Origin of the sequence: Lactococcus sp. UBA7128 (assembly GCF_002492185.1) — a bacterium.
Classification (GTDB): Bacteria; Bacillota; Bacilli; order Lactobacillales; family Streptococcaceae; genus Lactococcus; species Lactococcus muris.
In genome coordinates this window covers 1-6,171 of record NZ_DKXK01000004.1, presented here as the reverse complement: position 1 = coordinate 6,171, position 6,171 = coordinate 1, and the positions used below count along the sequence as shown (strand labels likewise).

Genomic DNA, 6,171 nt, shown 5'->3' with positions numbered 1-6,171 from the left:
GGTTCGAATCCAGCTACCCCAGTTGTTTGCACAGGCTCAAGCTGAGCCTGTTTTTTTTAATAATTTTTGATAGAATAAAAGTATGTATACAGTAAAAATTGGGCTTGACGCTCACCTTCACGATGAGTTTGTTGCTGCCTCCGGCATGCCAAACCTCTTACAAACTTCAAAATGGGCCACAATCAAGAGCAGCTGGAAATCAGAAATCATTGGATTTTATCAAGAGGATGAATTGGTTGCGAGCAGTATGGTCTTGATTCGACCTCTTCCACTTGGTTTTACAATGCTGTATATTCCACGTGGTATTTTGATGGATTACACAGATAAAGCTTTGTTAAAGTTTGTTTTGTTAGAATTAAGGAAATTTGGTAAAAGTCAAAGAGCACTTTTTATCAAATTTGATCCTGCCTACAAATTTGATGACGCCTATGATATCATGACAAATTTAACAAATTCTGGTGTGGAATACACTGGACGTACGACAGAGATGCATGATACGATCCAACCGCGTTACAATGCGGTCATTTATAGGGAAGATTTTTCAGAAGAAACTCTGGACAAAAAAACACGTCAATTTATTCGCAAGGCCCGAAATTCTTATCCAGAAATTGTTTTTGGTGGAAAGGAGTTAGTTCCTGCTTTTGCTGAATTAATGAAAAAAACTGAGGCACGTAAGAATGTGAACCTTCGTGACGCAGATTATTACACCAAACTTTTGGACACTTATGGCTCAGATGCTTTTATAACTTTGGTGAAATTTGATATGGCTAAAGTTAAAAAAGATATGGAAGTCAACGTGGCAAAAATTAAGGCTAATCAAACAAAAGCCAAAAATGAAAAACGTCTCAAAGTTTTAAGTGAAGAACTTGCAATTGCTGAAAAAAACATTTCTGATATTTCAGCCTTCATTGCTGAAAAAGGAGAAATCATTCCTGTAGCAGGAACCTTGTCTATCAATGCTTTTGGTGCAGCAGAGACACTTTATGCAGGAACAGATACTGCATTTCAAAAATATTACCCTTCGTACTTAGTATGGTTTGAAACGATACAACATGCCTTCAAAAATGGAGCAAACACACTGAATATGGGGGGACTAGAAAATTCTCTTTCAGAAAAAGATGGACTCTTGAAATTTAAAAAGCATTTTAATCCACGAATTGAAGAATACGTAGGTGAATTTGACTTACCCGTAAATAAACTCCTTTATAAAATGGCAAATGCACTGTACAAGCGCCAGAAAACAAAGCATTGAGGGGCAGCAAGAAAAAAAGTTTACAATAGGTTGTAAACTACTACACATTTTCGAGAAAAATGTTATAATGAATATTAGCTATTAGGGAAGGAAGGGGCTTTTTGCCTGTAAACTTGTAAACATGGAATTCAAGCATGACACTGTAATGCTACACGAAACTGTTGATATGCTTGAGGTTAAACCTGATGGCATCTATGTTGATGCAACCCTTGGAGGGGCAGGACATAGTGAATATCTTTTGAGTAAGTTGACAACAGGGCATCTATATTCCTTTGACCAGGATGATGCAGCGCATGAAAATGCTAAAGTTCGTCTGAAAACGGCTTTGGATGAGAACAAAGTTACTCTGATAAAAAGTAATTTCCGCTACTTGCGCTCAAAGTTAGGAGAGCAGGGGATTACAAAAATTGACGGTATACTCTATGATTTAGGTGTATCTAGTCCACAGTTTGATGACAGCCAGCGTGGTTTCTCCTACAAAAAAGAAGCGCGTTTAGATATGAGAATGGATCAGTCTCAGGCACTGTCTGCTTATGAGGTGGTCAATGATTACCCTTATGAAGATTTGGTCCGAATTTTTTACCGTTATGGTGAGGAAAAGTTTTCAAAGCAGGTGGCGCGAAAGATTGAACAAGCCCGTAAGCTTAGACCTATTGAGTTGACAACGGAATTGGCAGACATCATCAAGTCTGCACTTCCACAAAAAGAACTTAAGAAAAAAGGACATCCAGCTAAACGCATTTTTCAAGCAATTCGAATTGAAGTGAATGATGAGCTTGGAGCAGCAGAGGAGTCAATAGAAGAAGCAATTGATTTGCTTAACGTTTCCGGACGGATCAGCGTGATTACCTTTCATTCTTTAGAAGATCGCTTGACCAAAACAATTTTTAAAGAATACAGCACCGTTAATGTCCCTAAAGGATTGCCGCTGCTTCCAAAAGATATGGAAGCCAAACTAAAACTGGTCAATCGCAAGCCGATTCTTGCAAGTGACGAAGAACTTAAGCTTAACAACCGTGCGCACAGTGCTAAACTTCGTGTAGCAGAAAAACAAAGAAATTAACATCTGAAAAAAATAAGTATGGAATTAGAGAGGGGAGAAAAATATGGCCGCACAACCTAAAGAATATTTTGATATTGAAACAGCAGCCAAAAAGGACAGCTATGCAATTTCAAAAGATTCATTGGCACCAGAAGTTTTAGCTAAAAAATTTAAACGCTTTTCTGGAGTTGAAAAAGTATTTTATCTCTCTATGGTAATTGTCGCATTAGTTCTGGCAGTTACTCAGCTCTTCATCCAAACTAAAACGCAAGAAGTAGAAAGTAGAACTCTGCACTATAACAGTCAGATTACTGCTAAAGAACAAAAAAATTCTGAATATGATCAGAAAATTCAGGAGCTCACCTCTCAAGACAAACTTCAAAAAGTTATAGATGACCATGGTATCTCCTACAACTCTGATAATGTATTGAAAGCGACAAAATGAAAAATATTTTTCGAATAATTACCCTTCCTTTCAGACGTATTTCGAAAAAAGCGAAAAAAAGCCATCAAAGGCCTGAAGAAAATCGTAAACGTGTAGGTAAAAGTCTATTTTTGGTAGCTATTGCTCTGTTTGCGATTTTTATATTCCGCTTTGTCTGGATTATTACAGTGAACGAAATCGGTGGTGTCAACCTCTCCGAAATGGCCAAAACGAATTATTTAAATACAACCACTGTCTATGCTAAACGTGGAACAATCTTCGACAGAAATGGTGTCCCTCTGGCTGTAGATGCCAGTGATTACACTGTTTATGCGGTCCTTGATAAAGCACAAGTTGACAACAACAACAATAAGCTCTATGTAGATAAGGCAGACTTCCCAAAAGTTACAGAATTTCTAAATAAAGAGTTGGGGATTGACAAAAAACTCATTGAACAACAATTAAATTCAGGTAAAGCACAAGTCCAATTTGGATCGGCAGGAACCAAAATTCCTCTGGCTAAGATGGAGCAGATGAAAAAGGATGCGGCAGATGCAGGCATAGTCGGGATTGGTTTCACAGCCAATGTGACGCGCTCAAACCCAGAACCTAATTATGCTTCACAGTTTATTGGTATTGCGCAACAGAAAACACCAGGTGATCCAAACTCAGGTTTGGTTGGTATTAATGGCTTAGAGGCTTCCTTTAACGATATCTTGAGTGGCAGCAATGGCGAAGAAACTTATGAAAAAGATCGTTATGGCCGTCCTTTACCTGGAACAACAACAGTAAGCAAACCAGTCAAAAATGGTCAGGATATTTATACAACCTTGGATGCACGTTTGCAAAGCACTCTAGAAACACTCATGGATGAAGCCGTGAAAAGGTCTGGAGGTCAGCAGCTCTCAGCTACACTGATGGATGCGCATACAGGAGATATCTTAGCCACAACGCAACGCCCGACTTTTAGCTCCAATAACTTTAATGATAAGGCAACGCGGGAACAGCCGCATTTTACGGAAAATAGTATGCTTTATCAGTCGCAGTTTGAACCTGGATCAGTCATGAAAACTTTCCTCATGGCCTCAGCTTTGGATAGTAATAAGGTGGACTTGAATGCTTCTTACTATCGCCGTGTAAACTTATACGATGTTGTAATTAATGACTGGGATGCCAATGAGACTGAAGATGGCAGCTTTAAATTACCATCCACAGTTACCTTCGCTGAAGGCTTCATGATGTCAAGTAATACAGGAATGACACGAATTGTCCAAAATATGGGAAATAATCTCTGGGACAGCTATTTGCGTCGTTTTAGATTTGGTATACCTACACGTATCGGTATGGGCGGAGAGCAGTTCGGCTCACTTCCTGACGACAGTAATCCAGTATCTCAAGTCCAATCTTCATTTGGACAAGGGATCAGTACAACTCAAATCCAGCTTTTGCGTGGTTGGACCAGTTTCGCCAATAAAGGCGTAATGCTTGAGCCACACATTGTTGATAGGATTGTAAATAAAGACAACAACACTTATTTGAAAAATCAGACAGAAGTGATTGGGCGACCAGTTTCTGAAAATGCTGTGAACAAAACAAAAGATTTAATGGTTGGTGTTAACACAGATCCAACATGGGGAACTTCTTATCTCACTACCGAATCGCAAGGACATTCTCCTGGTCCACTCTTTATGGTTAATGGGAATACTATGGCTGTGAAGACAGGGACAGCACAAATTGCATCAGAAACGGGAGGATATCTTAAAGGCATGCAAGACAATATTTATTCTGCTGTAGCCATGTATCCACCAGAAAATCCCGACTTTATCTTCTACATGAATATTAAAATTCCGTCAAATCCTTGGTCGTTGACTTACATTTCAGATGTTGCCAACCCATTGATGACACGGGCAGAACAAATCAAGAATCAGGATGCAGCTGCATCAGATATGGCTAATTTAAAAGAGGGTAAAGTTACTATTGGAAATTATGAAGGGGAAGCACCTGGTAAGATTTCAGATGAGCTCCGTCGTAATCTTTTAGCACCGGTCGTTATAGGTCAAGGGACGAAAATAACTGACCAATCTGTACCTAAAGGTGAAGAAGTCAAGGCAAATTCACCTGTCATGCTCCTCACTGATGGGGATCACTTCATGCCCGATATGTTCAAATGGTCTAAAGAGCAAGTTGAACAGCTGGCCAAATGGTATAACTTGAAAGTCGAATATCAAGGTTCTGGTAACCATGTTAACACACAAAGTGTAGTGATGGGAACCAAACTTAAAGATAATCAAACAATCACAGTGACAATGAATTAGGCGAAATTTTTCGCCTCTTTCAATTTTGAGCTAGGAAAGCTCTAACTATAAAAAAGGAAACAAAGTTTCCAAGTAACAGTCGGAGGCACTATGTTAATCACTGCATTTTTAGCAGCTCTAGTTGCGCTGGTTTTAACCATGATTGGAATTCCACGCTTTATTATGTTTTTTCACAAGAAAAAACTTGGGGGACAACCCACGCTTGAAGAAGTAAAACAACATGCCAGTAAGGCAGGTACACCAACGATGGGAGGGCTGGTATTTGTCGTTTCAGCGCTCCTCGTTTCAGCCGTCTTCGCTCTCACCTTTGGCCAATTCACACCCATGTTTATTACAGCATGGTGGGTTTTAGCAATGTACGCGCTGATTGGTTTTTTAGATGACTTCATGAAAGTCTTTAGTCAAAAAAATCATGGGGGTCTCAAAGCCAGCCACAAACTTATAGCACAAATCGCTACGGGTATCGTTTCTTATTTGATTTTGATGCAAGTAGACAGTACAAATGTTCTCAATATTCTGGGCTGGAAAATTGATTTGAGCTGGTTCTTTGCCATTTTCATTATTTTCTGGCTCGTTGGCTGGTCAAACGCTGTGAATCTTACAGACGGTATCGATGGTTTAGCAAGTATCACGGTTGCTATTTCTTTAAGTGCCTATGCTGTCATAGCTGTTGCGCAGGGACGGTATGATGTACTTCTTATCCTCTTATCTGTTATTGGTGGCTTACTTGCTTTCTTTATTTTCAATCACAAGCCTGCGAAGATATTTATGGGAGATGTTGGAAGTCTAGCCCTTGGTGGTTTTATTGCCATGATTTCCATCCTGCTGCATGCAGAGTGGTCCCTTCTTCTGATTGGTTTTATCTACATCTTAGAAACAGTCTCCGTCATGATGCAGGTCTCTTACTTTAAGTTGACACATGGGAAACGTATTTTCCGCATGACCCCCATTCATCACCACTTTGAACTTGGTGGATTTTCGGGCAAAGGAAAGGGTTGGAGCGAGTGGAAGATTGATATCGTGTTTTGGACTGTTACGGCAGTCCTGTCTCTCTTAGCCCTTCTTATTTATTTCAACATATAAAAATTACAGTGCTCTGTAAACTTTGTGGCTCTAGATGAAAAATCTATTGCCATTT

Annotated in this window: 5 protein-coding genes; all 5 read left to right on the top strand. The window is 39.5% G+C overall.

All coding sequences use genetic code 11. From position 1 onward, the window contains the following. The first annotated feature begins 82 nt into the window (after positions 1-82). Complete coding sequence (locus tag B4H39_RS00680) at positions 83-1,252, top strand: peptidoglycan bridge formation glycyltransferase FemA/FemB family protein (protein ID WP_251420853.1); 1,170 nt, start codon at positions 83-85, stop codon at positions 1,250-1,252. Between the two features lie 121 nt (positions 1,253-1,373). After that, on the top strand, positions 1,374-2,315 hold the full coding sequence (rsmH, locus tag B4H39_RS00675; RefSeq protein ID WP_251420851.1) for a 16S rRNA (cytosine(1402)-N(4))-methyltransferase RsmH: 942 nt from the start codon (positions 1,374-1,376) through the stop codon (positions 2,313-2,315). Between the two features lie 43 nt (positions 2,316-2,358). Further along, the gene (locus B4H39_RS00670) at positions 2,359-2,739 is read left to right on the top strand and encodes a cell division protein FtsL (protein WP_202230475.1); all 381 of its coding nucleotides are present in this window, start codon (positions 2,359-2,361) and stop codon (positions 2,737-2,739) included. Next, positions 2,736-5,033 carry a penicillin-binding transpeptidase domain-containing protein gene (locus B4H39_RS00665; protein WP_251420849.1) on the top strand — a complete coding sequence of 766 codons (2,298 nt, stop codon included), beginning with the start codon at positions 2,736-2,738 and terminating at the stop codon, positions 5,031-5,033. Before B4H39_RS00670 ends, B4H39_RS00665 begins: the two co-directional genes overlap by 4 nt. A gap of 90 nt (positions 5,034-5,123) precedes the next feature. Next, positions 5,124-6,116, top strand: coding sequence for a phospho-N-acetylmuramoyl-pentapeptide-transferase (gene mraY / locus B4H39_RS00660; protein WP_251420847.1), 993 nt, complete (start codon positions 5,124-5,126; stop codon positions 6,114-6,116). Positions 6,117-6,171: the final 55 nt, after the last annotated feature.